The organism is Candidatus Accumulibacter vicinus, from assembly GCF_000584955.1.
GTDB classification, from domain to species: domain Bacteria; phylum Pseudomonadota; class Gammaproteobacteria; order Burkholderiales; family Rhodocyclaceae; genus Accumulibacter; species Accumulibacter vicinus.
The window spans coordinates 142632-168656 of the sequence record NZ_JDSS02000043.1 but is presented as its reverse complement, the minus strand read 5'-3'; the positions used below and the strand labels follow the sequence as shown (position 1 = coordinate 168656).

The following is a 26025-nucleotide window of genomic DNA, read 5'->3' as shown; positions in this document are numbered from 1 at the left end:
CGCAGGCCGCTTGGCCACTCGGCAAGCGGCCTGCGCCGTCATGTTTCACGTGAAACAGGTGTCGGCCTGTTTCACGTGGCCTGTCCCGTTGTCTTCCTGCGCTGCGCCGGTGCTGCCGAGGCGTTGGGCGGCACCGTGGAGCTTGTCAGGGCGGGCGTTCCCTTGGTCGTTTTCGCTGCGACTTTAGTCGCACGCTTCTCGAACTCAAAGCCGACCTTTCCATCGGCACCGCGTACCAGGTAAGCCGAGAATTTTCGACGCGTACGTGCAGAGATGAAATCCCTGAGTAAATCAGTACGTCCAGTGTCGAGAAGTTTCCGCATTTGTTCAGGTTCAACCGGTTGTTGAAGAATGATTGTTCCCGAGCGGAAGTCACAACTCTTCGCAGGCCCAACAGATTTCTCGCAGACATAGGCCATGCCATGCGCGAAGACACGCGCCGCGCATTTCGGGCAGGCACCCAGCGATTCGCTGTCTGAGAAATCGACTGTCTCGACGGAACCTTCATCGCTAGCGGTGCCTTGCCCGAAGTCAAACTCCGGGGCGTTTTCGGCGTTCAATTGGACGATGGCGTTGAAAGGACGACCCATTTTGTTCCGAAAGCCGCTCAAGGGGCCGACTTTGCGCTTGGTGAGCAAATCTTCAATCTCGGTTGCTTCGAATTGTCGGCCGGCGACGATTTTCCATAACGCGAAATCGCAGGTCTGGCATTGAAATTTCTTGTAGGTCTCCTTGATCAATCCCCCGCATTTCGGGCAAGGTGTCGAGAGTTCTCCAAAATCCCCAGGAATGCTGTCGCTGTCGTAGCTTTTTGCTCGGTCGACAATATGTTGAGTCATTGTCGCGATCTCTTTCATGAATTCTCGGCGCGACATTTCACCTCTTTCCATGCGCGCAAGTTTCCATTCCCATTCACCGGTCAATTCGGGTGCGGTCAACTCGCGGATACCCAGGCCGTTCAGAAGTGTCATCAGCGAAAATGCCTTGGCAGTTGGCTGCAGTTCGCGGCCTTCGCGAATAAGGTACTGTTCGGAGAGCAGATTTTCAATGATCTGGGCGCGCGTCGCTGGGGTACCCAGACCGCGTCCTGCCATTGCCGCCCGCAACTCCTCGTCGTCCATGGCCTTGCCGGCACTCTCCATGGCCGTCAACAAACTGGCTTCGGAGTAGCGGGCCGGGGGTTTGGTTTGATGAGCGCTAAGCACCATTTCTTCTGCCCTGACCTGCTCCTCTGGTGCAACGGCAACCAGATTACCCTCGCCATCAGAGTGCGCGTCGCGGCCATAGACTACTAGCCAACCCGGGTTGACCAAAACCCTGCCTTCGGTCTTGAAGGGCTCGGACTGGACACGCGAAATGCGGGTGGTGATCAGAAATTCCGCCGCCGGATAGAATACGGCCAGAAAGCGCTTGACTACCATGTCGTAAAGCTTCGACTCGGGTTCGGACAGATGTTTGGGTGCCTGCAGCGTCGGAATGATCGCGAAATGATCGGAAATCTTGGCATTGTTGAAAATGCGCTTGTTCGGAATGACCCAATGGCTCTCCAGGATCTTCTTCGCAAAAGGCGCATAGCGAGCCAGCATCGCTTCGTCGTGACCTTTGCCGACTCCTTCTCCGGTAAGCATCGAGAGCGTGCTGCTGACCGTCGAAAGATAGTCTTCGGGTAGCGCGCGCGAATCGGTACGCGGATAGGTGAGGACCTTGTGCTTTTCATAAAGCGCCTGCGCCAGGCCAAGCGTGACCTTGGCGGAGAAACCGTAGCGGCCGTTGGCCTCGCGTTGCAGGCTGGTCAGATCAAAGAGCAACGGTGATAGTTGTGTCGAAGCCTTCGATTCCTCGCTGACATCCCCCATCTTGCCTGCGCATTTCTGCTGCAGCAGGATGCCTTTGGCCTCATCCCAGAGGCGATCGGCGCGCGCATGTTCGTCCTCATCCTTGCCCTTGAATTTTTCGTCGAACCATTTGCCACGGTACTCTCCAGCGCTACAGACGAAGACTCCCTCAAGTTCCCAGTAGGGGCGAGGTTTGAACTTGCGGATGCGATCCTCTCGTTCGACGATCAGTGCGAGTGATGGCGTTTGAACGCGACCGACAGTCGTCAGGTGAAAGCCGCCAGTCTTGGAGTTGAAGGCGGTCATCGCGCGTGTACCATTGATGCCGACCAACCAGTCGGATTCCGAGCGGCACACCGCAGCGTCCCCCAGTCCGCGCATCTCTGCGCCTTTGCGCAAGCGCATGAAGCCTTCCTTGATGGCTTGCGGAGTCATTGACTGTAGCCACAAGCGTTCTACCGGTTTGCCATTGGCAGCATGCTGGGTGATGTAGTTGAAGATCAATTCCCCTTCCCGTCCGGCATCACAGGCGTTTACCAGGCTGACCACGTCCTTGCGCTTGATCAGGCGGACCAATAGCTTGAGGCGCGACTCGGTCTTGGCAATCGGCTGCAGGGTAAAGTGTGGTGGTATCACTGGCAGATGGGCGAATGACCATTTTCCGCGCTTGACTTCATATTCTTCTGGGCAAGCCAGTTCCAGCAGGTGACCAATGGCCGACGAGAGGACGTAATCGTCACTCTCGAAGTAGTCTTCGTGCCGAACGAATCCACCAAGGGCACGCGCCAGGTCCGCGGCGACAGAAGGCTTCTCGGTGATGATCAGTTTCTTGCTCATGGGGTCTTCATCAGCCAAGGAGGGTGGCGAAAGGAGTCATCGGAGGATTGGCTGCACGGGTCATCATGATTTTGTCGGAGAGACTTTCAGTTGTGGGAAATGCGTTGATAGCGACCGCCAGGCAAACTGCCAATCTGGCCATTCATTTCCAAGTGCAGCAGCATCACCGAAACCACGTCAGCCGTCAAGCCACTGCGGTCTACGAGTTCGTCCAGAGCGCAGGGATCGAAACCCATGCTCAGCAATAGTTTGTCGGCCTGCTTACCACTTGCCGGGGAACCCTTTTGCAGGGTAGAAGTACTTATCCAATGTAGTTCGTCGAGCACATCCTGGACGGTTTCGACGAGTTTCGCACCCTGTTTGATCAATTGATGGCAGCCGCGTGCCTGCGGAGAGTGAATCGATCCGGGGATGGCAAAGACCTCGCGACCCTGCTCGGCGGCCAGGCGTGCAGTGATCAAGGAGCCGCTTTCGGTCGTCGCTTCGACCACCAGCACACCACGCGAGAAGCCCGATATCAGGCGGTTGCGACGCGGGAAGTTGGCGGCGATGGCGGGGGTGCCCAAGCGAAACTCCGAGATGATCGTGCCATTGGCCTCGATTTCGCGTGCCAGACCCCGGTTCGCGGACGGGTAGAGGCGATCAATACCGGTGCCGATGAATGCGACGGTGTTGCCAGAAGCCTTCAGTGCGCCGCGATGAGCGGCTGCATCGATCCCCAGGGCAAGGCCGCTGGTAATCGTCAGCTGGGCATCGGCAAGCGCGGCAGCGAAGCACTCGGCATTGCTCATCCCTTGTGGCGTAGGGTTGCGGCTACCAACCATTGCCAGAGCAGGCGTATTGAGCAGATCGAGACGGCCGCGAACATAGAGCAGCGTCGGTGGGTCGGGTATTTGCAGCAGCGACTGGGGATATTCGGGGTCGGCCAGACACAGCAGGTACTGACCAGGCTTCTCCGACCAGCGCAGTGCTTCCTCAATCATGAACTGATTGTCGGTATCAAGAACCAGGCTTGCGGCCTTGTCGCCCACAATCTTGCGCAACGCGCTGCGACTCGCAAGGAAGACGGCTTCCGGAAGCCCGAAAGCGCTTAACAGCTTGCGCTGGGTCTCACCGCCAATACCCGGAATCAGCGTCAGTCGTAGCCAGTTCGCCAACGACTCGGCCGCATTCATCCCTAGGGCGTACGAGCGAAGTCGTTGACGTCTACGGTACTCTCAGATTGGACCACCAGGCCGTACGATAGGCGCTCAAATATCCGAAAGACGAACAGCAAGCCGATCCGTTCCGGAGGAATCGGTACCCTCACCTTGGTATCGTTCTCATCACGCTCAACTATCGTACGATTACGTTCGAGCGCCAGAACATGCCCAATCTCGATCCCGTCCCTGGCCCCACGGTTGAGCGTGACAATTGACCCACGGCCTGCAGTGTCGACGCCGCCATAGACAGAAATCACTCGACCATTGACCTGAAATCCGGGTTTGTGTGGCACGTAGGCAACCAGCGGGGGGCGGATCGCCGGCAGCAGGCGATCGCCACGGCCGATCTCCTGTTTCATCGTTACCACCTCAAAGGTCGCGGGGTTGCCGGGTTCGAGCTGTCTTGCGGTGCCAAGATAGAAAGCTTCGTAACCGAGGATCTGGTTATTATCGGGATCGTGTAACGGCCTGCCATTGCGATAGATTTGCCAGTCCGGCCTGGACGGGTCGGCGCCGGCGACATAGGCGAGGTCACCATTGCCAAGGTAGACTCTGTCCTGCTGCGTGGCAACGATGCGTGCCGCCCGGTCGAGGCTGGAGACTTCCACGATCAGCGGGTCTGAGAGAAATGGCCTGATGAGGTTGGGTGGAATCGCCGGGATTTCATCCTTGACACTCGTCGAGTATATCTGCGGTACTAGCCGGATGCTCTGCAAACGCAAGCGGGGTGTGCCCTGCACATCGCGTTCGAGAACGATCACATCGCCGGGGTAGATACGGTGCGGGTTGTTGACCTCTTCCTCGTTCATTCGCCAGATTTCTGGCCATCTCCAGGGTTCTTTCAGGAATTTTCCGGCAAGACCCCATAAGGTGTCACCCGGCACTACGATATGGCGGTTCGGGGCACCCTCGGCCAACTGAATTTCCTGACCGACGGCTCCACCGAGCGCACTGATCATGGCCAGAATGAACGCGGACATAATGCGGATCATCGTGTTATCCTCGTAGGAGCGGTTGGGGAACTCCCGGTCGAGATTTCTGTCCCAGACGGTCATTTACCCGGTCTGCGCCAAAGTCATCGCTGGCGCCGTTCCAACGACGTCGGCATTGTCAAGGCACCGTGCTGGATTTTGCACGTAGTTACTTCTTCGATCAAGCTTTTTATGTCTCTACTACCGATACTTCGCTTTCCCGATCCACGCCTGAAAAAGCTTGCCGTGCGCGTTCAACAGGTGGACGACAGCATTCGTCGCCTGGCCCGTGACATGGCCGAAACCATGTATGAAGCGCCCGGGATTGGTCTTGCCGCCACGCAGGTGGACGTACACCAACGCGTGATCGTCATTGATGCCTCCGAAACCAGAGATCAGTTGCTGACCCTGGTCAATCCGGAAATCATTCTGCAGGATGGCCTACAGGTCTGTGAAGAAGGGTGCCTGTCGGTGCCCGGGATTTACGACAAGGTCGAAAGGGCGGAACGTGTCGTCGTTCGCTACCTCGATCTGGAAGGACACGAACAGATTGTCGAGGCAGTTGGTTTGTTGTCGGTATGCCTGCAGCACGAAATCGATCATCTGCAAGGGCGCGTCTTTGTCGACCACCTGTCGCAATTGAAACAGTTGCGCATCAGGAACAAGCTCGCCAAGCAGGCCCGCATCACTGCATGAAACTCGTCTTTGCCGGCACGCCAGAATTCGCTGCGCTTTCCCTGCAGGCAATCATTGCCGCGGGACATCAGGTGGTATTGGTTCTGACCCAACCGGATCGCGCTGCCGGGCGCGGGCTCGCACTACATGCGTCGCCGGTCAAGCAACTGGCGGAGGCAGCGGGAATCGAGGTCTTTCAGCCGCCGACCTTACGGGATCCCTTGGTGCAGGAGCGGATACGCACGGCTGCTGCCGAGGCGATCATCGTTGCGGCCTATGGGCTGATATTCCCACAAGCAGTGCTCGACATGCCCCGCTTTGGCTGTATCAACATTCATGCCTCGTTACTGCCACGTTGGCGAGGTGCCGCACCGGTGCAGCGTGCGCTTCTCGCCGGTGACCAGGAGACCGGCGTGTGCATCATGCAGATGGACGCCGGGCTCGATAGCGGCCCGGTGCTGCTGTCTGCACGGCAGCCGATCAACGAGGACGATACGGCTTCTTCGCTACAGAATCGTTTGGCCGAGCAGGGCGCCTTGCTGATTGTCGAGGCGTTGGCCTGCTTGCCACTGCCGGCCCAGTCGCAATCACCGGCAGGGATTACCTACGCGGCCAAGATCAACAAGGCGGAATCGGCGCTCGACTGGCGTCTTCCAGCAGTCCAGCTGGAACGGCAGGTGCGAGCCTTCAACCCCGTTCCGGGTTCATCGTGTTGTCTCGACGGAAATCTGCTCAAGGTCTGGCGTGCCGAATTGGTGGCTGGCGTTGGCCTGCCCGGAGAGATTCTCGCCGTACAGCGAAGTGGCATTGTCGTCGCCTGTGGTGAAGGGGCGCTGCGTCTTGTCGAGTTGCAGAAAGCGGGCGGCAAGCGGCTCGCCGCGGCGCAGTTCCTGGCCGGTACGCCGGTCGTGCAGGGTTCCCGGTGTGCGTCGAGCATGCCTTGAAATGTGGCATCGACACCCCATCTGGCTGCTCAGATGAGAAACAAGCTGTATGGATGGAGGTTTTACGATGCTCGGCAACTGGCTGAAAACGACTATCCTGATGGCCGCGATTTTCGCATTGTTCGGCGCCGTGGGGGCGCTCATGGGCGGCAAGTCGGGAATGCTGTTGGCGCTGCTCTTGGGTGGCGCGATGAATTTCTTTGCCTACTGGTTCTCGGACCAGATGGTGCTCAGAATGTACAATGCTCGCGAGGTTGATGAAAGCTCGGCGCCGCAGTTTTACGGCATGGTCAGGGAACTTGCTCGGCGTGCCGCACTGCCGATGCCGAAAGTCTACCTGATCGACGAAGCGCAACCGAATGCTTTTGCGACCGGCCGCAACCCGGAAAACGCTGCGGTCGCCGCGACGACGGGAATTCTCCAGTTATTGTCGGCACGCGAGATCCGTGGAGTCATGGCACATGAGTTGGCGCACGTCCAGCATCGCGACATCCTGATCTCGACGATTTCAGCGACCATGGCCGGAGCCATTTCCGCATTGGCAAATATTGCAGTATTTTTTGGGGGTCGTGATTCGGATGGGCGTCCAAGCAACCCCGCGGCTGGCATCCTTGTCGCCCTGCTGGCGCCGCTGGCCGCGTCGCTGATTCAGATGGCCATCTCTCGGGCACGCGAGTTTGAGGCCGATCATGGGGGTGCCGAAATCTGTGGTGACCCGAGGGCGCTTGCCGATGCCTTGATAAGAATCGACGCCTACGCTCGCGGCATCCCGTTGGCGCCGGCTGAGGCGCATCCTGAAACTGCTCAAATGATGATCATGAACCCCTTGTCTGGCGGTGCGATTGCTGGTCTGTTCAGCACCCATCCGCCGACCGAAGAAAGGGTGGCTCGGCTACGCGCCATGGGTCGCAGCTAAGGGCTACAGGTCCTTGTTTCACGTGAAACATTGATCGCGCCCCGGCGGGTGCCGTTTTGCCACACGCACTATCGCAACAACTGTCGCAACAGCGCGGCAAGACGATAGCCTGCTTCGGTGACACGACGGTTGGCGATGGTCAGTGATTGATCGTGAAAGTCGGCAGTGATCGTTGGAACGGCATCGATTTCCGGTGGATACGCATGCTCGCTGGCAATCCGCCAGCTTTCATCGATCCATTGCTCGGGCGTTCCCGTAGACGCCGGAGCGGCGTAGCGGCTGATCAGGACAATGACGGCGCTGTGCAATCTGCTGCCATTCAGCCAGGGGGGCCCCGGCAGATCATCCCAATACCGGTGCAGACTTGTCGATGAAGCGTGTGCATGCAAGGGGTTGCTGATCGTCACCTTGTTTCCGCCTTGATCGCTTTGTCCGTCCGGGCCATAGCGGCTCGCAGCGTGCAGCGGTTGATGTGCATCGCCAACGAGGTGGATCAGCCAGGGTAGCGCGTAGGCACGCGCGCTGAGCTTTTCCTTGCGGTCGCCGACGGTGCGGGCGAGCACCACGAGTTGTTGATCGATGACCCCCGGCGACTGCAGTAGACGTTCGTATTCGCCCACGGGGCGATCGACGAAATGCCAGTTCAGTCGCCTTTCCATATCGGGGAAACCTGGCTGGGTCGGTGTAGGTTCCTCGCTGCCTGCAGTGTAGAAGCGCTTGTCGCGGCGAATGTCGTCGGGCCAGGTCGAGGCCTCGAGAAAGGCCGTCAGGTCAGGATCGGCGCCGTTGGCCCGCAACTGCCAGAGTTCGAAGTCCGGATGCTGCTGCAGGATTACAGCAACCGCATCTCGGGTGGGCGCGTCCATGTGTTCCCAGGCGATCATGGCGCTGATCCGATGCCCGGCAGCATTCCAGGCCGCAGCCGGGAAGGCCAGACTCCACAGAAGGCACAGCGGCAACAGCCGCCCAAAGAATCTCGCGGCCATCGTTTGCCTAGCGGTCAAGATTGATATCGTCCTGTGAGGCTGGATCGTCCAGCGGTTCGAGATGGGTGAATACAGACGTATGCGGTAGGGTTTGACGAATTTCGCGTTCGATATTCTCGGCAAGTTGATGAGCACGATTGATGGTCCACTCTCCCGGTACGAGGATATGCAGGGAGATGAAGCGGCGTGCGCCTGACTCGCGGGTACGCAAGGCATGATAGTCGATTCCCAGCGCACGGTAACGATCCAGGATGGCGAGTACCAGAGCGTACTGTTCCGGCGGTAGGCTGCCATCCATCAGTCCGGAGGCCGTACGTTGCAGCAGGCGCCAGGCAGTCCACACGATATTGCTGGCCACCAGCAGGGCCAGTAGCGGGTCGAGCCACAGCCATCCTGTGGCAGCCACTCCGGCAACGCCGAGGATCACTCCTGCCGATGTCCAGACATCGGTCAGCAAGTGGTGTGCATCGGCCTCGAGGATGATCGATCGTTGACGCTGACCGGCAAGCAGCAGGATGCGGCCGACGACAAGATTGATCAGCGAGGCCAGCACCGATACCATCAGCCCAAACCCGATCTGCTCGAGTTCCTGCGGATGAAGAAGGCGTTCAACCGCTGTAATGGCAATCGTTACCGCGGCCAGCAGGATCAGCAGTCCTTCGAATCCACTCGAGAAGTACTCGGCCTTGCCGTGGCCAAAGGCGTGCCCTTCATCTGCCGGCTTCTCGGCGATCGTCAGCATCGCCAGTGCCATCACCGCGCCAGCCAGATTGACCACCGATTCGAGGGCATCCGAGAGCAGTCCGACGGAACCTGTCAGTAGCCAGGCCAATCCCTTCAGCGTGAGCGTGGCGAGCGCTGCGGCGATCGACAGCCATGCGTAGAATTTGAGTGAGGGCGAAGCCATGCACGCATTATCGGCTATCAGCGATGATCTCGCCATCGTCAGGCATCGTGCTAAACTCGTCAGATCCCAAATCGGAACCCATCTCGGCCTTGCCTTCCTCTCCTTCTTGCCCCTCGCCGCGTGCGCTGCGCGTGCGCACACCGCAGCTTCTAGAGCACGGTTCATCGCCGTGCCTGGATGGGCCGATACCATCCGCGCTTGCCATGGATTCGCTAGCCTTGAGCCTGTCGCTGGCGGCACGGGTGATGGCACGCGTGCACGCCGGACAGAGCCTGACGCAGGCGCTGGCCATCCTCGGCAAAACGGCGCCTGCAGCCCGTGCTGCCGCCCAGGACGTGGTTTACGGCAGCTTGCGCCGGTATGGTTGTGGTGAGTTCATTTTGCAGCGCCTGCTGCAAAGATCGCTGCCGCATCCAGAAGTGCAGGCGCTGCTGCTGGGAGCACTTTACCGTTTGCAAACTCGTCCCGAATCCGGCTACATGGTGGTTGATCAGGCTGTGGCAGCGGCTGGCGAACTGGCAGGCGGCGGCTTCAAGGGTCTGGTGAATGGCGTGCTGCGAAATTATCTGCGCCAGCAAGAGGTCCTGCATGCGGCCATGCTCGATGATGACGAAGCCGTACAACAGCACCCTGGCTGGTGGCTGGCACGTCTGCGGCGTTGTTATCCGGAGCATTGGCAGAACATCGTTGCGGTCGGCAATCTCCCGCCACCGATGACCCTGCGTGTCAATCGGCGACGTGCCACGCTGACTGATTATGCGACACGTCTTCAGGACGCTGGTTTGTCGGTACGGGCGGCGGGAGGCGACGCGCTGATCCTTGCCAAGCCGGTCTCGGTCGATGCCTTGCCGGGATTCGTCGACGGACTGGTATCGATCCAGGATGCCGGCGCCCAACGTGCTGTACACCTCCTTGAACCCCTTGCCGGCCAACGTGTGCTCGACGCGTGTGCGGCACCAGGCGGAAAAACCGGGCATCTGCTTGAAATGGCGGACATCCGGCTGCTGGCACTGGACATCGACGGCAATCGCACACGCCGTATCGAGGATAACCTGCAGCGCCTTGGCCTGCAGGCGACGGTACAGGTGGCCGATTGTCGAGCGACCGATCAGTGGTGGGATGGCCGGCCGTTCGACGCCATTCTTGCCGATGTACCCTGCTCGGCGTCGGGCGTTGCGCGTCGGCACCCGGACATCAAATATCTGCGCAGGGAGAGCGACATCCGACGCTTCGCTCGCATCCAGACCGAAATTCTTGACAAGCTTTGGCCACTGCTGAAACCGGGCGGCAAGCTGCTCTACACGACCTGTTCGGTTTTCCCCGAAGAGAACGGTGCGCAGATCGACGCCTTCCTTTTTCGCCAGCCAGCCGCCAAGCGCCTGGACGAAGAAAGACTTCTGCCTCAGGAAGAACATGACGGATTCTATTATGCCTTGCTACGGAAAGCAGTTTAGCTTCCTGCTCCTGGGACTGCTGCTGTCTTTTTCGGCTGGCGGATGGGCTGCCGACATCAGCGTCCGCAACCCGAACCTTTCCGCAGGCGATGACGGCTATGTGCTGGCCGCAGATTTCAACATCAATCTCAACGCCCGACTCGACGAGGCCATAGCCAGGGGCATTACCCTGTACTTTGTCGTCGATTTCGAGCTGAGCCGTTCGCGCTGGTACTGGCTCGACGAACAGGTGATCAGTCGCAGCCAGACTTATCAGCTTTCCTACCATGCGCTGACGCGCCAGTATCGATTGTCGAGCGGTGCCTTGCACCAGAGCTTCGCTTCGCTCGACGATGCGCAGCGCATTCTGTCGCGATTGCGTAACTGGCAGGTCCTCGACAAAGGATCGGTCAAGGCCGATCAGACCTATCTCGCCGCCGTGCGCATGCGCCTCGACCTGTCGCAGATGCCCAAGACCTTCCAGGTCAACGCCCTGGCCAACCGGGACTGGAACCTTTCCTCCGATTGGGCGCGCTGGAACTTCACACCCGTCGAAACAGCCCCGTTCACGGCAGGGGGTGCTCCGACCTTGGCGGCCCCTGGCATGGACGCCAAATGAAAGCACTGATCGTCGCCGCCGCATCGTTTGGCGGCATCCTGCTGTTTCTTCTGGCATCGGCAAGCGCCAATACCGCGCTCTTCGCCAGTCACTACCCGTGGCTGCTCGGGTTGAACGCGATTGTTGCCCTGTCGCTGCTGGCGCTGATCGCCTGGCAATTACAGGCGCTCTGGCGAGAACATCGGGCGCAGGTATTCGGTTCGCGCCTCAAGCTTCGCCTGATGCTGATGTTCGGTCTCATGGCCGTCCTGCCAGGAGTGCTGATTTACGCAGTATCGGTACAGTTCGTCACCAAAAGCATTGAAACCTGGTTTGACGTTCGCGTCGAGAAGGCCCTTGAAGCAGGCCTCAATCTCGGTCGCAGTGCGCTCGACTCCTTGCTCGAAGACCTTGCGGTCAAAGGGCAGGCGATGGCGATGGAACTGGGCGAACGTTCGGAAGCGCAGCGGCGGTTCGAACTCGGTCGCTTGCGTGAGCAGAATGGCGTGCAATCTGCAGCCTTGTTTTCGACCAGTGGCGAGTTGCTGGCAACGGCCACGGGTGATCTCGCCAACCGGCTGCCCGCACCGCCGTCGCCCGAACAGTTGCGTCGTGCGCGCAGCGAGCGCAGGTACGCGGTCATTGAAAGCAATGGGGAGAAGGACTTCAGTCTGCACGTCCTGGTGCCCGTCTCGCCGCATGGCCTCGGCGCCGAGACGCGCATTCTGCAACTCACGGAGCCGGTACCGAGTGCGCTCGCATTGAACGCCAACAGTGTGCAGGCCGTGTATGCTGATTATCAAGAACTCTCTTTGGGGCGTGACGGGCTGACCCGGATCTATGCGATGACCCTTACCCTGACCGTGCTGCTGGCGTTGTTCACCGCCATCGCGTTGGCCTTCGTGCTGGCCCGTCGTCTGTCGGCACCTCTGTCAATCCTCGCCGAGGGTACCCAGGCTGTGGCGGCTGGCGACTACACTCCACGGCAGGCGATCTACAGCCGTGATGAACTGGGCATCCTGACGCGCTCATTCAAGCAGATGACCAGCCAGCTGGATGAGGCACGACGCGATAACGAACGCCACCGCGCCGAGCTTGAAGCCGCACGTGCCTATCTGGAATCGATTCTGGCCAACCTGTCTGCCGGCGTCCTCGTCTTCGACCGGCGCTTCGTGCTGCGGACGGTGAATGAGGGCGCACTGACCATCCTCGTTGACGACTTTGCCGGTCTGCGCGGAGAGGCGGCAGCAGTCTGGCCACGCCAGCAGGTACTGGGCCAGGCCATCATTGATGCCTTTGCCGAGGGCCAACGCACGGAATGGCAGGAGCAGATCGAGCTTGAGCATCCCGATGGCCCGCCACAGATCCTGCTCCTGCGTGGGACGCAGCTCCCGGATGAATCGCTCGGTGGCTATGTCGTTGTTTTCGACGATGTGACGCGACTCATTGCCGCCCAGCGCAGTGCTGCGTGGGGTGAAGTGGCCAGGCGGCTGGCGCACGAGATCAAGAACCCTCTGACGCCGATTCAGCTATCCGCCGAGCGTCTGCAAATGAAGCTTGCCGACCGGCTCGGCGGTGCCGATGCCGAAATGCTCGCGCGCTCGACCCAAACCATCATCATGCAGGTACAGGCGATGAAGCGGATGGTCAATGACTTCAGCGACTATGCGCGCATGCCCGCACCCGAACTGGCTGCCGTCGACCTCAACGTACTGGTCGTCGAGGTGCTTGGTCTCTATGAGACGTCACGGGCCTCGATCGAACGGAATCTCGCTGCCAAGTTACCTCCGGTCTGGGGAGACACCACCCAGTTGCGGCAGATCATCCACAATTTGCTGCGCAACGCCGAAGAGGCGCAGGAGGCCGTGGATTCACCCTGTATCGTGATCAGCACTCGCCGCACCGAGCATATGGTCGAACTGCTGGTGAGCGATCTGGGACCGGGTTTTCCACCCGAAATCATGGCGCGAGTCTTCGAGCCCTATGTCACCACCAAGGCACGCGGTACCGGCCTGGGCCTGGCGATCGTCAAGAAGATCGTTGATGAACATCACGGCCGCATCAGGATCAACAATCGTCAGCCAATCGGCGCTGAAGTCAGCATCATGTTGCCGCTGGCAGCCCTGCCGGCACCCCGGCGACACGCAAGCCAACTTCCTTTCGAGGCCTGAGCATGGCGCAAATACTGATCGTCGATGACGAAATGGGAATTCGGGAATTGCTTTCCGAGATTCTGGCCGACGAAGGCCACTCGGTGTGGCTGGCCGAGAACGCTGCTGCGGCGCGCAAGTTGCGCGCCGACAAGCGGCCCGACCTGGTCCTGCTGGACATCTGGATGCCCGATACGGACGGAATTTCATTGCTCAAGGAGTGGTCGGCGGGCGGCCTCCTGACGATGCCGGTGGTCATGATGTCGGGTCATGGCACGATCGACTCGGCAGTCGAAGCGACACGCATCGGCGCCACCGATTTTCTCGAAAAACCGATCGCTCTGCAAAAGCTGCTGCTCACCGTCAAGAAAGCGCTCAAGCACGAAACGGTGATGCTCAAGAAACCGTTGACGCTCGATGTCTTCGCCCGCTCCCCATTGCTCAAGGATCTCAAGAGGCGCCTTGAGCAGGCCGCAGCGAAAACCTCGGTACTGCTCCTCAAGAGCGCCTCCGGCAGCATCGCCGAAATTTGCGCGCGCACCTTGCAGACACACCGGGCACCCTGGCTGGATCTGTCGACATCCAGTGCGCCGTTGACGCAGGAAATGCTGCAGAACGCTGGCGGCGGTATCGTTTTCATTTCCGATCTCGCGCAACTCGGAAAGCTGCAACAGATGAATCTGGTCTTTGCACTCGAAAGGCTCGAAAGACACAACCTGCAGCTGGTCGCTGCGTCGACCCGGCCGCTGGCAAGCCTGGTTGACGCCGGCTGGGATCCAGGGCTGGTCAACCGCCTGGGCGAAGTCTGGGTAGCCCTACCGCAGATCTCCGGCCACGCCGACGACGTTCCCGAGATTGCTACCATGTTGCTGGCTCATCTCGCCGAGCGTGGCGAGGTCCCACTCAGGCACTTCTCCAGCGGTGCCCAGAACTCACTCCGTTTGCACCATTGGCACGGCGAGTGGGCAGAACTGCTGACGACCGTCAAGAATCTCGCGCTCTCGGCACTCGACGAAGAAATCAGTGCCGATGATGTCACCCGTATCCTGCAGATCGAGGTCGGACAGAACGGTGCCACTTCACCACTGCCGGCCATGTTTTTCGATCAGCCACTACGCGAGGCTCGCGAGGCCTTCGAAAGGATGTATTTCGAATATCACCTGACCGGCGAACGCGGTAGTATGACGCGTTTGGCGGAAAAGACCGGCCTTGAACGCACCCACCTTTACCGCAAGTTGAAGCAACTGGGTCTCAATGTTGGCCGGCGTGGAGACGAACGGGAGTAAAGTCTAACCTTCGGCGCTGTCAGGGAGATCAAGAAAATGCGCATCGTTATTCTCGGTGCTGGCCAGGTAGGAGCCAGCGTTGCCGAAAGTCTCGTCTCTGAAAACAACGACATCACTGTGGTCGATAGCGATCATGAACGGCTGGCGCATTTGCAGGATCGCCTTGACCTGCGGACGGTGGTTGGCAACGCGGCGCATCCATCGGTCTTGGCCAATGCCGGTTTGCGTGACGCCGATCTGCTGATTGCCGTCACCCAGAGCGATCAGACCAATCTCGTCGCTTGCAAGGTGGCGCACAGCATCTTCAATGTTCCGGCGAGGATCGCCCGGCTGCGCGCTCGCGACTTCCTGGACAGTGAACAGCTGCTGTCCTCGGAAAATTTCGCCGTCGATTATGCCTTGTGTCCGGAACAGGTCATCACCGAGTACATTGCGCGTCTGGTCGATTTCCCCGAAGCATTGCAGGTTCTAAGTTTTGGCGGCGGCCGTCTGGCGCTCGTCGCCGTTCGTGCCTATGCCGGTGGCCTGCTGGTTGGAAGCCCGATCAAGGAAATGTCCAATCATCTGCCAGCGGGAATCGAGGGTCGCATCGCGGCGATCTTTCGTCGCGACGGGGCAATCACACCGACCGGCGAAACAATCATCGAAGATGGAGATGAAGTCTTTCTGCTGGCTGCCGAGGAACACATCCGGACCATGATGCGCGAACTCCGACGCTCCCTGGAGCCTGTCCGGCGGGTGATGATCGCCGGCGGTGGCAATATCGGGCTACGCGTCGCCCAGGCGCTCGAGAGCAAGTGCCAGGTCAAGGTCATCGAGCTTGACCGACGCCGTGCCGAGTTTGTCGCCTCTGCGCTCAAGTCGGTGCTGGTACTCAGCGGTGACACCACCGACGAGGAGTTGTTGCAGCAGGAAGCGATCGATGAAATGGATCTCTTCCTGGCGCTGACCAACGACGACGAGGATAACATCATGGCCGGGTCGCTGGCCAAGCGGATGGGCAGCAAGCGCGTGGTGGCGCTGATCAACCGGCGCGCCTATGCCGAACTGGTCCAGGGCGGGCCGATCGACATCGCGATTTCGCCGGCACAGGTATCGATCGGTACACTCCTGACCTACGTCCGTCACGGCGATGTGGCACAGGTGCACAGCCTGCGCCGCGGTGCTGCCGAAGCGCTCGAGATCGTCGCGCACGGTGAGCAGAAGAATTCGAAAGTGGTTGGCCGGCGCATCGGTGAGTTGCCGGAGATTGCTGGCGCATTCATCGCGGCGATCGTGCGCGATCTCGACAAGAGCCGGGAGATCGGCTTTTTCGGCCTGGCCAGACAGAAGCAGATGGGCCGGGTACTGATCGCCCACAAGGACGTGATGATCGAGTCCGGAGACCACGTGATCGTTTTCTGCCTCGACAAGAAGGTGGTCAAGCAGGTGGAGAAACTGTTCGCAGTCGGTTTCCATTTCTTCTGAGAGGCCCCGCCATGCAACGCTATTACCCGGTGATTCGGGTTCTCTCGCTGGTGATCTGCATTTTTGGCCTGACCATGCTGCTTCCCCTGGCCTTGTCCTGGGCGATGCATGACGGCGCCGAAAGTGCCTTCGACGAGGCTGTCCTGGTCACTGTCGGGACCGGTCTGGGGTTGTGGTATGCGACTCGCAAGGAGAAGCGTGACCTGACGATTCGCGACGGTTTCCTGATGGTCGCGCTGGTATGGACGGTCTTGCCGGTCTACGCCGCACTTCCCCTGGTCATACAACTTGATGCGAGTTTTACGGATGCCTATTTTGAAGCGGTCTCTGGTCTGACCACGACCGGTGCAACGGTCTTCGAGGGACTGGACACGGTCCCGGTGTCGATCAATTTCTGGCGTTGCCAACTGGTCTGGCTCGGGGGCATGGGCTTGATCGTTCTGGCGGTGGCGATCCTGCCCTTGCTCGGAATCGGTGGCCGCCAGATGTTCAAGGCGGAAACTCCAGGGCCGATGAAAGACTCGAAGATGACTCCGCGCATGGCTGAAACGGCAAAGGGCCTGTGGGTAGTCTACACGTTGATCTCGATCGGCTGCATTCTGGGCTACCGTTGGGCCGGCATGACCTGGCTCGATGCGATCATGCACATGTTCAGCACCATGGGGCTCGGCGGCTTCTCCAGCCACGACGCGAGCTTCGGATTTTTTGATTCGCCGATAATCGAAGCCGTCAGCATCGCTTTCATGCTGATCGCGGGCTGCAATTTCGCGACCCACTACATCGTTCTTTCAGGTCGTTCGCTGCGTCCTTATGTGACCGATCCGGAAGCCGGGGCCTTTCTCCTGGTCACCCTCGGCAGTGTCGTCGCGATCGCCGTCTATCTCGATGCGCATGAGGTTTATCCGAGCTTTGTCGAGGCGCTCAGGTTTTCGGCCTTCAACGTCGTCTCGATCGCGACGACCACAGGATATGCCAACACCGACTATGCCCTGTGGCCTTTGTTTGCTCCGTTGTGGATGTTGTTTCTGTCGAGCTTTGCGACCAGCGCGGGTTCGACAGGGGGCGGCATCAAGATGATCCGCGCCATCGTGCTCTACAAGCAGGTCTACCGCGAGCTGACACGCGCCATGCATCCCAACGCCGTCCATCCGATCAAGATCGGCAGCGAGGTGGTGCCTCCCAACATTCTCTTCGCGGTGTTGGCTTTCGGCTTCATGTACATGGTGTGCATCGTCTCGATGACGCTGGCGCTTTCCTTCTCTGGGCTCGAGATCATCACCGCCTTCTCGGCGGTTGTCGCGAGCATCAATAACACTGGGCCGGGTCTTGGCGAGGTCGGTCCGGCGACCAACTTCGGCAGCCTGACCGACTTTCAGACCTGGGTGTGTACCTTCGCCATGCTCCTTGGGCGCCTCGAAATCTTCACCTTGCTGGTGGTCATGACTCCGGCTTTCTGGCGCAAGTAGGGGCGAAAAGGCGGATAATCGCGGTTTCGCAGCATATTTCCCGCTGCGGCGGAGCCTAACGTGACCCGACCCTGCAATGACACTTTCCTGCGTGCCCTGCTCAAGGAGCCGACCGAGTACACCCCGGTCTGGCTGATGCGGCAGGCGGGCCGCTATCTGCCCGAGTACTGCGAAACGCGCCGGCGTGCCGGCAGTTTCCTGCAGTTGTGCAAGAATCCTGCCATGGCCTGCGAGGTGACCCTGCAACCGCTCACGCGTTACGATCTCGATGCCGCAATCCTTTTCTCGGACATCCTGACGGTGCCCGATGCGATGGGACTCGGGCTTTATTTCACCGATGGCGAAGGTCCTCGCTTCGAGCGTCCGCTGCGCGAGGAATGGGCGATCCGCGACCTGACTGCGCCGGATCCCTGGGATCATCTGCGTTATGTGATGGACGCCGTCGCCGAAATCAGACGGGCGCTGAACAACACCGTGCCGCTGATCGGTTTTTCCGGCAGCCCTTACACACTCGCCTGCTACATGGTCGAAGGTGGTGCGAGCAGCGATTACCGGCGCATCAAGGGCATGCTCTACGATCGTCCGGACCTGCTGCATCGCATTCTGTCGGTCACTGCCGATGCCGTCAGCGCTTACCTCAATGCCCAGATCGAGTCCGGAGCACAGGCGGTAATGATTTTCGATTCCTGGGGGGGCTCCCTTTCGGCAGCTGCGTACCGGGAATTCTCGTTACCCTATCTGCAACGCATCGTCGGTGATCTGATCTGCAAGCAGGCAGGCGAACACATTCCGTCAATCGTGTTCACCAAGGGTGGCAGCCTGTGGCTGGAATCGATTGCCGACATTGGCTGTGATGCGATCGGCCTCGACTGGATGATCGATATTGGTGAAGCACACCGGCGGGTAGGTCACCGGGTCGCCCTGCAGGGCAATCTCGATCCTGGTGTACTCTTTGCTTCACCCGAGCGGATAGCCGCCGAGGCCAGGCGCGTGCTGGACAGCTACGGTCCGTACAATACCGGCCATGTCTTTAATCTAGGGCACGGGATTTCCCAGTTTACGCCACCCGAAAACGTGACCGCGCTGGTCGATGCAGTACATACCCATAGCCGTCTCCTGCGTATAAAAAATGAATAAATCGTGCTCTACCGGTTGACTTGTTCACAGAAATGCCCACCACTTTTTGAGTCGGCTGAAAGCCCCCTGGAAATTCCGAGCGGTTTTTTAGTTATTTGATTTAAAAGGCTTTTAAAATCGCCTATTTTTCCGGCAATCTGCTGAAACCCTTGCGAACAGAGCCTTTGCGCCACTTTTTAGCAAGCTGATCCACAGAGTTATCCACAGAATTGTGTATAGGCCGGAAAGCTGAGATAACTGAATGCCTTAGCTCGCATCACGAGAAGTAGAGCGGTCTTTTCCCAGCCGGAAAAGCGCGATGACCCCCAGCAATTCCCAATTCCCAATTCCCAATTCCCAATTCCCAATTCCCAATTCCCAGATCGGATCTTCTGCATGCAGATTGCCCGTGTCGCTCTTGACGTGCCGCTGCGCCGCTTCTTCGACTACCAGGTTCCCGAAGGAGAGCAGGTGTCGGTGGCGGATGTCGGCTGTCGGGTACGTGTACCTTTCGGTGAGCGCCAGAAGATCGGTGTCCTCGTCGGAATACCCACCGCAACGGACGTTCCGCTTGAACAGCTCAAACCGGTTTACAGCGTTCTTCGCGAGTTGCCGCCGCTGCCGACCGCCTGGTTTCGTCTGACCGAGTTCTGTGCGGACTATTATCATGCACCGCTTGGGCAGGTGATGCTGTCCACCTTGCCGGCCGGACTGCGTTCGCTGACGCCACCGAAAGCCAGGCCACGCGGTCAGCGGACCTGTGACCTGCCAGCGCAGCCGGCACCGCTGCTGACCTGCGAACAGAAAGCCGCGCTGACTCTGCTAGCGGCAGGTGAAGCCCGCGCCTACCTGTTGCACGGTGTGACCGGCAGTGGCAAGACCGAAATTTATCTGCGCCTGATTGAACGCTGCCTGGCGGCAGGACGACAGTCGCTCCTGCTGGTGCCGGAAATCAACCTGACGCCGCAACTCGAAGCCCGGGTCACGGCTCGCTTCCCGAATGCCGGGCTGGTCAGCCTGCACAGCGAGTTGGGCGAGGCTGCTCGCAGCCGCAACTGGCGAGCCGCGCTGACCGGTGATGCACGTATCGTCCTGGGCACCCGCCTGGCGGTGTTCACGCCCATGCCCGACCTTGGGCTGATCATCGTCGACGAAGAGCATGACCCGTCGTTCAAACAGCAGGACGGAATTCGCTATTCGGCACGTGACCTGGCCGTCTTCCGCGCCCACGATAGTGCCATTCCGATCATCCTCGGTTCCGCGACTCCCTCACTGGAGAGCTGGGCCAACGCCAATGACGGGACAGGCCGTTACCGACTGCTCTCGCTTCGCGAGCGGGCCTTCGAAGGGGCTCGCCTGCCGCTGCTGCGATGTATCGATACGCGCTTCGACAAGTTGCAGGATGGACTCTCCAGAGCATTGCTGCTGGCCATCGAGCAACGTCTGGCGCGTTCCGAGCAGAGTCTGGTCTTCCTCAATCGGCGCGGTTATGCTCCGGTGGTGGCCTGCGCCGCCTGCGGCTGGACATCTCGTTGCCATCGCTGTGCCGCCAACCTGGTTCTGCATCTCGCCGATCGCTGCCTGCGCTGCCACCACTGCGGCTTTGAGGCGCGCGTCCCGAAGCGTTGCCCGACCTGTGGCAACCAGGATCTCAATACCTTCGGTCGTGGTACGCAGCGGATCGAAGCGGTCCTCGCCGAGCGCTTCCCACAGGCACGCATCCTGCGCGTCGATCGTGATTCGGCGGGCAGCCGCAAGCAATGGGAAGCCTCAGTGGCGACTATTCAGAGGGGCGAGGCCGACATTCTGGTTGGCACACAGATGCTGGCCAAGGGTCATGACTTTCCGAAGCTCACGCTGGTCGGCGCAATTGCACCGGATGCCGCCCTGTTTGCCGCCGACTGGCGTGCCCCGGAGCGTCTGTTCGCACAGTTGATGCAGGTGGCCGGCCGCGCTGGCCGTGCCGACAGACCGGGAGAAGTGTTGCTGCAGACACAGTTTCCAGATCATCCGCTTTATGCTGCGCTGGTCCGACATGACTATCCGGCATTCGCTGCCACGCAGCTCAAGGAGCGGCAGCAGGCCGGCTTCCCGCCCTATGCCCATCAGGCCATGCTGCGCGCAGAAGCGCTCAGCATGGCTGAATCGCTGAGCTTTCTCGCTGCTGCACGCGCTTGCCCGGAGTCCGAAGCGGATCCGCTCGTGATCTTTTACGATCCAGTGCCGATGCGCCTTGCGCGACGAGCCAGTCTCGAACGAGCTCAGTTGCTGGTCGAGTCGCCATCACGGCGAGCCTTACAGCGCTTTCTCTCCCGCTGGGTAACCCGGCTCGAAGCCATCAGAGCACCTTCCCGACTACGCTGGCACCTGGAAGTCGACCCCCTGGAGTTCTGAGCGGGTGCCCGCGAGCGGCTGCCGCCGAGGCTTGGTGCATTTCCCGGCAGGGGCCTACGGGTGCCGAAGATTGACCCCGGGGCAGGGCGTAGGAATACGCCTGCGACGGGTGCGCACGGCTTCTTTTCAATGTGCGGAATTTCACGGTGTGGCGGGAGCCCAGCCCTTATCCTCTCTTATCCTCATGCTAGGCGGTGTGTTCTGCGCTGCTCGGACTTTTGGCAAGGCCAGAACCGAATAGCGGTTTTGCTTGAATTATTGGGAGAAATGCCAAGGTGTCATCCAATTTTGTCGCGGCGATCGACCTGGGCTCGAACAGCTTTCACATGATCGTCGCCCGCATCAGCAATGGGCATGTACAGATTCTTGACCGTTTGCGCGAGATGGTTCAGCTTGCTGCCGGTCTGGACAGACACAACCGGCTATCCGCCGAATCGCAACAGCGGGCGCTGGATTGCCTGGCGCGCTTCGGTCAGCGACTGCGGCACATTCCGGCGGCGCGCCTGCGCATCGTTGGTACCAATACCCTGCGGCAGGCACGCAACAGCGCCGGGTTTGTTGCCCGTGCAGAACAACTTCTCGGCCACCGGGTAGAGATTGTCAGCGGTCAGGAAGAGGCGCGGCTAATCTATCTGGGCGTCGCGCACAGCGTCGGCGATGTCGCCGCTCAGCGCCTGGTTGTCGATATTGGTGGCGGCAGCACGGAACTGATCATCGGCGAACAGTTCGACCCCCTACACCTGGCGAGTTTGCGCATGGGTTGCGTCAGTCTGACCCGTGCCTGCTTTGCCGACGGTCGAATTACCGCGGCCCGCCTGCGCAAGGCTGAACTGTTCGTTCAACTGAGCCTCGAACCCGTTCGCGAAGAGTACCTGGTGCGCGACTTGCAGACAGTCACCGGCGCTTCCGGATCGATCAAGGCCATCCAGGATGTCCTCATCAGCGAAGGCTGGAGCCGCGAGGGAATCACGCTCGAAGGACTGCGGCGGCTGCGTACGGCTTTGCTCGAAGTACGCGACAGCGCGGGGGTGGCTCGCCGGTGGCGACTGGAACCGGCGCGTGCGCGCGTCTTCGTGGGCGGTTTCGTGGTCCTGCACGGGCTGTGTGAAGCGCTTGGCGTCGCACAGATGGATGTTTCGGAAGGGGCCCTGCGCGAAGGCCTGATCTATGATCTTCTCGGCCGCCTCCGCCATGAAGACGTCCGTGACCGTACCATTGTCGACGTCATCCGTCGCTTCGATCTCGACGAGGCTCAGGCGGAGCGTGTGAGCGCGTCTGCGCTCGATCTGCTGCGGCAGGTTCGTGTGCCCTGGAAGCTGGCCGGCAAGGAAGCCCGGAGCGTGCTCGAACGTGCGGCCCGTCTGCACGAGATTGGCTTGTTGCTGACCCATGACCAGTACCATAAGCATGGAGCCTATGTTCTGGCACATGCCGAGCTGCCTGGCTACTCGCGTAACGATCAGCAGTTGCTGGCGGCGCTGGTCAGACGCCACCGACGCTCATTTCCCGCCGACGCCTTTGCCGATCTGCCCAGGGACTGGGCGCGCCATGCCCGTCGTCTGTGTGCCCTGCTGCGTCTGGCGGTCGTGCTGCATCGCGGTCGCAGCAATGAGCCACTGCCCGCGATCGGTCTACGGGTGGAGCGGCAGAGAATGTACCTGTCCTTTCCGCCAGCCTGGCTGGAAGAGCATCCGCTGACCCATGCCGACCTGCAGATGGAAGCTCGCCTGCTTTGCAAGGCCGGCTTCGAGTTGCGGCTTGACCGTGCCGCGTCCGCTGCGGCGCCCATGCCGCCTGCGCGCTCGTCAGAGGCCTCGCGGTGAGTGCGCGCTGGTGCTGACTCAGCAATATTCCTGTGTGCCAGGGTATTGACCGTGTCAACCTGGCCGTGCGCTTCCTGGCCCGGGCGAGGGCCGCCGATTACGCCGGCGATGACAATGTCGCTACCCGGCACCAGGTCGTATCTCTGATGCGTTACCGTCGCTGGGTGCTTGCACTCCTGTTGCTGCTTATCACAATGAGTATATTGTTGGTCGCCGCCAGCGACCCGGCGCCATTGGTCAGCCGCGACGAAGCGATCTTGCCAACATCGGTTGCCGAGGCCAGGCGCCTGTTGGTCAGCAACGACCCGCGCCGGCTTCGGCGCGGTGATGAGCGAACGGCCGTCATTCCGGCAACGTTGATTGACACTGCGATCAACTATTTCGCGAGCCGCAGCCTGCGGGGGCGCGCTGCCTTCATCCTCGGCGATGATCACGCCGAAATCCGGCTGACCATTCGCGCTCCTGGAATTCCTGGACCCCGCTACTTCAATCTGAGCGCGCTCTTCCAGGAAGCAAAAGGCGAGCCACGGATCGTTGCCGCTTCGCTTGGCTCCTTCCCGATCCCGTCTGCGCTGGCCGAAGGGTTGATCGCCTCGGCGATCAGCATCGCCGGTTTTTCCGAGGAGTGGACGATTGCCCGGCAGGCCATCCGGCGTCTGGCCTTCGAGCCCGCTCGCGACAGTGTCGAACTGACCTACGTTTGGGAACCTCGCCTGCTCGACCGAGCCCGGTTGATGGCATTCTCGCCGCAGGACATCGTTCACATGCACGCTGCCCAGAAGGCTCTGGCGGGCCTTCTCGACCACTATACTGCACGCACTCGCGTTCCCTTGAGCCAAATCCTGGCTCCGCTGCTGGCACCCGCAAGCGACCAAACCCTGCCGGCGAACCGCGCGGTACTGCTGGTTCTGGCAAGCTACCTGGCAGAAAAGAACCTGGCGATGCTGCTCCCGGAAGCAAAAGGGTGGCCACGTGCGCGTCGAGTGAAACTGACCCTGCTCGGCCGTGAAGACAGCGCCCAGCATTTCGGAATTTCGGCGGCCTTGGCTGCCTGGGCCGGCGAGCCGGCAGCGAATGCGATCGGCGTTTACAAGGAAATCGATGACTCCCGGGCAGGGAGCGGTTTTTCGTTTGCCGATCTGGCGGCAGATCGTGCAGGAACTCGCTTTGGCGAGCTTGTGGTCGACGACTATCCGCGCCTGTACAAGGTGCTACGCGGGACCGTGACTGACGCGGACCTGGTTCCCTCGCTCGCCGGGTTTCCCGAGTATCTGTCGGAAGCCGAGTTCAAGCGCCGCTTTAGCGACCCGAACGTCTATGCGCAACAAACGGCCGAGATCGAGCGCCGCCTCGCCGATCTGCCTCTGTATCGCTGACTGAACTGCCGCGCTGCCCCCGCTTCGGGAGTTTCGCGAAGCGCTCGGATTCCGATCCACGGCCCTTGCCGCGCCTCCTCAGCTCGGCCGGCGACTGGCAATGCAGAACCAAGCATAGGCGGTCGATTGTATTCCGAGCAGGACCAGAAAAGCGCTGCGGTGCGCCAGGGCCGGATTCTGCCCCTGCTGTTGCAGCAGGTCGATCAACAGACCGAGTCCCCATTGCACCCCGAAGGCGCCGATGAAAACCATCAAGTTCAAGGCAGTATTGACACGACCCGAGAGCGCTACCGGAAAACCGGCCGCCGCCTGCGAATAGACCAGGGTGCCAAAGCTCGAGAAAGTGCCGTAGGCGATCCAGAGCAGGTACGTTTGGGAAAGCGCTTCGGTGGCGATCAGGGCGAGCATCAGCAAGGAAAGGCCGACTCCGGCAGCGAGCAGCATCACCGGCTGGATGCCACGCCGGGCCAGACCGGTCGCCAGCAGGCCAATCAGGATATAGGCAGTCAACATGGCGACGCTCATGCCGGCCATATGGTCGGCGGCGGCTGCGCGGCTGTAGCCGTTCACCTGCATCAGCCAGGAAATCGACCACAAGCTTTGCACGGCCATGAAGCCACCGGTCAGCGTCAGGCCGATGGGCACGAAGCGCCAGAAATGTGCGCTCCCGAACACCGCCTTGACGCCGGCCAACTGTGCAGCAAGGGACTCGGGTTTGCTCTGGCTGTGCTGCTCCGGAACGCTGAAGAACAGCCAGACGGCGACGGCGAGAGTCAGACCGGCCAAGGCGAAGAAGATCTCGCGCCAGCCGGAAAGCTGCAGGGCGACTTCAAGCGGGGCCGTCGCCGCCAGTGCCCCGAGACCGCCCGAAGTCATGATCCAGCCGGTCAGCGAAGCCTGTCGAGAGGGTGGAAACCACAGGGAAAACGCCTTGAACGCGGCCATCAGGCATGCCGAAACCCCGAGTCCGATCAAACCGCGACCGATCGCCAGTTCAGCAACACTCTGACCGAGGGCAAAAACCGTGGCGCCAGCGGCGGCAATCAACAACAGCCCGGATTCGACACGGCGCGCGCCAAAACGGTCGAGCAGCATGCCGAGCGGCAGTTGTGCGGCCGCGAAAGAGAGGAAGTAGGCGCTGGTCAGCAGGCCCAGTCCACCCGCACCCAGGGTGAGTTCCTGAGTCAGTACCGGACCAATGACCGCATTGGCCGTCCGGTAGAGATACGACAGGAAGTAGGCGCCTGCGAAGGGCAGGAACAGCTTCAGCCACAGCATGCCAGAGATCCTGGTCGCCACCTCAACGCTCGTTCCAGAGCCAGGCAGCACCCCGCACGCCGGAGGAATCGCCATGCACGTTGCGCAACAGGCGCGTGTACACCACATCGGAAAAGACATGCGCGGCCCACAGTTCTGGAACCGTTCGGTAGAGGCGATCGATGTTCGACAGGCCACCGCCGAGCACGATCACGTCCGGGTCGATAATGTTGATCACCTGCGCGAGTGCCTTGGCCAGACGCCGCTCGTAGCGCCCGAGCGTGGCATCACTGCTGGGGTCCCCGGCACGGGCACGCGCCACGATTTCTTCCGCTGCCAGCGATTGCCCGCCATGATGCCGGTGGTCAGCGCAGATTCCCGGACCC

The 26025-nt window shown here is 60.4% G+C and carries 19 protein-coding genes and 1 pseudogene; 13 read left to right on the top strand and 7 right to left on the bottom strand.

Annotation, left to right across the window (positions count from 1 at the left end):
- Positions 1-71: 71 nt before the first annotated feature.
- The 3 genes from CAPSK01_RS19025 to CAPSK01_RS19015 form a co-directional block, all read right to left on the bottom strand.
- On the bottom strand, positions 72-2672 hold the full coding sequence (locus tag CAPSK01_RS19025) for a DNA topoisomerase III (RefSeq protein WP_034930384.1): 2601 nt from the start codon (positions 2670-2672) through the stop codon (positions 72-74).
- An 86-nt stretch (positions 2673-2758) separates the two neighbouring features.
- Positions 2759-3847, bottom strand: a complete 1089-nt coding sequence (dprA, locus tag CAPSK01_RS19020) for a DNA-processing protein DprA (RefSeq protein ID WP_034930382.1) — start codon at positions 3845-3847, stop codon at positions 2759-2761.
- A gap of 2 nt (positions 3848-3849) precedes the next feature.
- Complete coding sequence (locus CAPSK01_RS19015; protein WP_273704084.1) at positions 3850-4929, bottom strand: LysM domain-containing protein; 1080 nt, start codon at positions 4927-4929, stop codon at positions 3850-3852.
- Between the two features lie 108 nt (positions 4930-5037).
- On the opposite strand from CAPSK01_RS19015, the gene def reads away from it, so the two are divergent.
- The 3 genes from def to htpX all read left to right on the top strand — a co-directional run bounded on the left by def (position 5038) and on the right by htpX (position 7380).
- Positions 5038-5541: a peptide deformylase gene (gene def / locus CAPSK01_RS19010; RefSeq protein ID WP_034930379.1), complete on the top strand. Its 504-nt coding sequence runs from the start codon at positions 5038-5040 to the stop codon at positions 5539-5541.
- Entirely contained in the window at positions 5538-6464 is a 927-nt protein-coding gene (fmt, locus tag CAPSK01_RS19005) for a methionyl-tRNA formyltransferase (RefSeq protein WP_034930376.1), read from the top strand. The genes def and fmt overlap by 4 nt, the downstream gene beginning before the upstream one ends.
- 67 nt (positions 6465-6531) lie before the next feature.
- The gene (gene htpX / locus CAPSK01_RS19000; RefSeq protein ID WP_034930491.1) at positions 6532-7380 is read left to right on the top strand and encodes a zinc metalloprotease HtpX; all 849 of its coding nucleotides are present in this window, start codon (positions 6532-6534) and stop codon (positions 7378-7380) included.
- Positions 7381-7448: 68 nt separating this feature from the next.
- Here the strand turns inward: htpX and CAPSK01_RS18995 are convergent, their stop codons facing one another.
- Both CAPSK01_RS18995 and CAPSK01_RS18990 read right to left on the bottom strand, forming a co-directional pair.
- On the bottom strand, positions 7449-8384 hold the full coding sequence (locus tag CAPSK01_RS18995) for a S1/P1 nuclease (RefSeq protein WP_273704083.1): 936 nt from the start codon (positions 8382-8384) through the stop codon (positions 7449-7451).
- Positions 8374-9273: a cation diffusion facilitator family transporter gene (locus CAPSK01_RS18990; RefSeq protein WP_273704082.1), complete on the bottom strand. Its 900-nt coding sequence runs from the start codon at positions 9271-9273 to the stop codon at positions 8374-8376. Before CAPSK01_RS18990 ends, CAPSK01_RS18995 begins: the two co-directional genes overlap by 11 nt.
- Positions 9274-9476: 203 nt before the next feature.
- Between CAPSK01_RS18990 and rsmB the strand changes: the two genes are divergently transcribed.
- The 10 genes and pseudogenes from rsmB to CAPSK01_RS18940 all read left to right on the top strand — a co-directional run bounded on the left by rsmB (position 9477) and on the right by CAPSK01_RS18940 (position 24382).
- Complete coding sequence (gene rsmB, locus CAPSK01_RS18985; RefSeq protein WP_034930371.1) at positions 9477-10727, top strand: 16S rRNA (cytosine(967)-C(5))-methyltransferase RsmB; 1251 nt, start codon at positions 9477-9479, stop codon at positions 10725-10727.
- The gene (locus CAPSK01_RS18980) at positions 10702-11325 is read left to right on the top strand and encodes a DUF4390 domain-containing protein (RefSeq protein WP_273704081.1); all 624 of its coding nucleotides are present in this window, start codon (positions 10702-10704) and stop codon (positions 11323-11325) included. Before rsmB ends, CAPSK01_RS18980 begins: the two co-directional genes overlap by 26 nt.
- A complete protein-coding gene (locus CAPSK01_RS18975; RefSeq protein WP_034930368.1) occupies positions 11322-13475 on the top strand; it encodes an ATP-binding protein in 2154 nt (717 codons plus the stop codon). Before CAPSK01_RS18980 ends, CAPSK01_RS18975 begins: the two co-directional genes overlap by 4 nt.
- 2 nt (positions 13476-13477) lie before the next feature.
- Positions 13478-14740 carry a response regulator gene (locus CAPSK01_RS18970; RefSeq protein WP_034930366.1) on the top strand — a complete coding sequence of 421 codons (1263 nt, stop codon included), beginning with the start codon at positions 13478-13480 and terminating at the stop codon, positions 14738-14740.
- 21 nt (positions 14741-14761) lie between these two features.
- Positions 14762-16207: pseudogene (trkA, locus tag CAPSK01_RS18965) on the top strand (Trk system potassium transporter TrkA); the annotation flags it as partial.
- Between the two features lie 11 nt (positions 16208-16218).
- A complete protein-coding gene (locus CAPSK01_RS18960; RefSeq protein ID WP_034930361.1) occupies positions 16219-17673 on the top strand; it encodes a potassium transporter TrkG in 1455 nt (484 codons plus the stop codon).
- A 60-nt stretch (positions 17674-17733) separates the two neighbouring features.
- Positions 17734-18810, top strand: a complete 1077-nt coding sequence (gene hemE, locus CAPSK01_RS18955; RefSeq protein WP_034930358.1) for a uroporphyrinogen decarboxylase — start codon at positions 17734-17736, stop codon at positions 18808-18810.
- 375 nt (positions 18811-19185) lie between these two features.
- Positions 19186-21183 (top strand): primosomal protein N', encoded by a 1998-nt coding sequence (locus CAPSK01_RS18950; protein WP_034930356.1) that lies wholly within the window; start codon positions 19186-19188, stop codon positions 21181-21183.
- A gap of 275 nt (positions 21184-21458) precedes the next feature.
- Entirely contained in the window at positions 21459-23006 is a 1548-nt protein-coding gene (locus tag CAPSK01_RS18945) for an exopolyphosphatase (RefSeq protein WP_337958617.1), read from the top strand.
- A gap of 194 nt (positions 23007-23200) precedes the next feature.
- Positions 23201-24382, top strand: a complete 1182-nt coding sequence (locus CAPSK01_RS18940) for a hypothetical protein (RefSeq protein WP_273704080.1) — start codon at positions 23201-23203, stop codon at positions 24380-24382.
- Between the two features lie 78 nt (positions 24383-24460).
- Here CAPSK01_RS18940 and CAPSK01_RS18935 read toward each other — a convergent pair whose 3' ends face one another.
- Positions 24461-25660 carry an MFS transporter gene (locus tag CAPSK01_RS18935; RefSeq protein WP_034930351.1) on the bottom strand — a complete coding sequence of 400 codons (1200 nt, stop codon included), beginning with the start codon at positions 25658-25660 and terminating at the stop codon, positions 24461-24463.
- 22 nt (positions 25661-25682) lie between these two features.
- On the bottom strand, positions 25683-26025 hold a 343-nt coding region (locus CAPSK01_RS24000; protein WP_034930349.1), incomplete at its 5' end, for an ROK family protein.

Bases quoted from the DNA above. Each gene is read 5' to 3' on its own strand.
- CAPSK01_RS19025 (WP_034930384.1), bottom strand. From the start codon at position 2,672: ATGAGCAAGAAACTGATCATCACCGAGAAGCCTTCTGTCGCCGCGGAC.
- dprA (WP_034930382.1), bottom strand. From the start codon at position 3,847: ATGAATGCGGCCGAGTCGTTGGCGAACTGGCTACGACTGACGCTGATT.
- CAPSK01_RS19015 (WP_273704084.1), bottom strand. From the start codon at position 4,929: ATGACCGTCTGGGACAGAAATCTCGACCGGGAGTTCCCCAACCGCTCC.
- def (WP_034930379.1), top strand. From the start codon at position 5,038: ATGTCTCTACTACCGATACTTCGCTTTCCCGATCCACGCCTGAAAAAG.
- fmt (WP_034930376.1), top strand. From the start codon at position 5,538: ATGAAACTCGTCTTTGCCGGCACGCCAGAATTCGCTGCGCTTTCCCTG.
- htpX (WP_034930491.1), top strand. From the start codon at position 6,532: ATGCTCGGCAACTGGCTGAAAACGACTATCCTGATGGCCGCGATTTTC.
- CAPSK01_RS18990 (WP_273704082.1), bottom strand. From the start codon at position 9,273: ATGGCTTCGCCCTCACTCAAATTCTACGCATGGCTGTCGATCGCCGCA.
- rsmB (WP_034930371.1), top strand. From the start codon at position 9,477: ATGGATTCGCTAGCCTTGAGCCTGTCGCTGGCGGCACGGGTGATGGCA.
- CAPSK01_RS18980 (WP_273704081.1), top strand. From the start codon at position 10,702: ATGCCTTGCTACGGAAAGCAGTTTAGCTTCCTGCTCCTGGGACTGCTG.
- CAPSK01_RS18975 (WP_034930368.1), top strand. From the start codon at position 11,322: ATGAAAGCACTGATCGTCGCCGCCGCATCGTTTGGCGGCATCCTGCTG.
- CAPSK01_RS18970 (WP_034930366.1), top strand. From the start codon at position 13,478: ATGGCGCAAATACTGATCGTCGATGACGAAATGGGAATTCGGGAATTG.
- CAPSK01_RS18960 (WP_034930361.1), top strand. From the start codon at position 16,219: ATGCAACGCTATTACCCGGTGATTCGGGTTCTCTCGCTGGTGATCTGC.
- CAPSK01_RS18950 (WP_034930356.1), top strand. From the start codon at position 19,186: ATGCAGATTGCCCGTGTCGCTCTTGACGTGCCGCTGCGCCGCTTCTTC.
- CAPSK01_RS18940 (WP_273704080.1), top strand. From the start codon at position 23,201: ATGAGTATATTGTTGGTCGCCGCCAGCGACCCGGCGCCATTGGTCAGC.
- CAPSK01_RS18935 (WP_034930351.1), bottom strand. From the start codon at position 25,660: ATGCTGTGGCTGAAGCTGTTCCTGCCCTTCGCAGGCGCCTACTTCCTG.